The sequence below is a fragment of the Mesorhizobium sp. genome (genome assembly GCF_004962925.1).
Lineage (GTDB): Bacteria > Pseudomonadota > Alphaproteobacteria > Rhizobiales > Rhizobiaceae > Mesorhizobium.
In genome coordinates this window covers 4,976-6,270 of the sequence record NZ_SUEO01000297.1, presented here as the reverse complement: position 1 = coordinate 6,270, position 1,295 = coordinate 4,976, and the positions used below count along the sequence as shown (strand labels likewise).

Here is a 1,295-nt window from a genome sequence, read left to right as displayed (position 1 = left end):
GTCGTAGCCCTTATAGCCGGGGACGAGATGCGTTTTGGGCACCTTGACATTGTCGAGCAGGACCGTGCCGGACAAAGTCGTCTTCTGTCCGAAGCTCGACCAGTCGTCGATGACCGTCAGCCCGGGCGCGCCGCGATCGGCGATGGCATACCAGGCACGCCCCTCGTCATCGAGGGCCACGATCGGCACCAGATGGGCAAGCAGAGCACCGCTCGAATAGAATTTCTGGCCGTTGACCACGACATGGTCGCCGGCGTCGACGAACTTTGTCTCGAAGTCGGCCGCGCGCTTGGAGCCGAACTCGGAGAACGCGTTGCCGAAGCGCGTGCCGGACAGCACCTCAGCGAAAAGCAGCTTCTTCTGCGCCTCGTCGGAGACGGTGCGGATAGCGGCGACGACGCCAAGATGGTTCTGCGGAATCTGGCCGAGCGACGGATCGGCCGCCGAGATGATGGTGATCACCTTCGACAGGGTCACATAGGAGAGCTCCGGCCCGCCATAGGCTTTCGGCACGTTGATCGACCACAGGCCGCTCTGCGAAAACGCATCGAGCTCTTCCTTCGGCCAGATGCGTTCACGATCCCGCTTGGAGGCATCCCTGGCGAATTCGGCGGCGAGTTTTTCGGCGACAGCGATTGCCTCGGCATCGGCCTTGATCACATGCGCCTTGGCAGAGGGTCGTTCGACCGGCGGGACGGCACTGCGGCTATCCGACGCCTGCCTGGATTGGATGGTCATGCTGCTGTCTCCTTGGGAAAATGTTGCGGTGGAAGCGGCGCGCCGCCGAGGTAGTAGGTTTTGATATCGGTGCGCTGGCGCAAGTCGGCAGCCGATCCTTCCAGCACGCTGACGCCGTTCTCGAGCACGGTGGCGCGGTCGGCGTATTTCAGCGCGACCGCCGAATTCTGTTCGGCAACGAGGATCGAAAGGCCTTCGTCGCGGTTGAGCCATTTCAGGGCGCTGAAGATCTCGTCGACGATCAGCGGTGCCAGCCCCATCGACGGCTCGTCCAGAACAAAGAGTTTCGGCCGCGACATCAGACCCCGGCCGATAGCCGTCATCTGCTGCTCGCCCCCGGAAGTGAGGCCGGACCGGGTTCGCCGCTTCTCGGCGAGCCTTGGGAAAAGTGAATAGACACGATCGAGGTCGGCCTTGACGCCAGTGCGAGAGGACGAGCGTCCGAGCGCGCCGGTGAAGAGGTTCTCTTCGACCGTCAGCGAGCGGAAGCAATGCCTCGAGGACTTGGACAAGGCCGCTGCGGACTAGGTGCGAGGGGCTTGCCCTTGAAACATCCC

General features: G+C 63.0%; 1 protein-coding gene and 1 pseudogene. Both read right to left on the bottom strand.

The window, feature by feature from the left end:
• Positions 1 to 738 (bottom strand): acyl-CoA dehydrogenase family protein (locus E5W87_RS33185; protein WP_292407500.1); only part of this gene is annotated, 738 nt, incomplete at its 3' end.
• A pseudogene (locus E5W87_RS33180) lies at positions 735 to 1,295 on the bottom strand (ABC transporter ATP-binding protein); the annotation flags it as partial. The pseudogene E5W87_RS33180 and the gene E5W87_RS33185, both read right to left, overlap by 4 nt.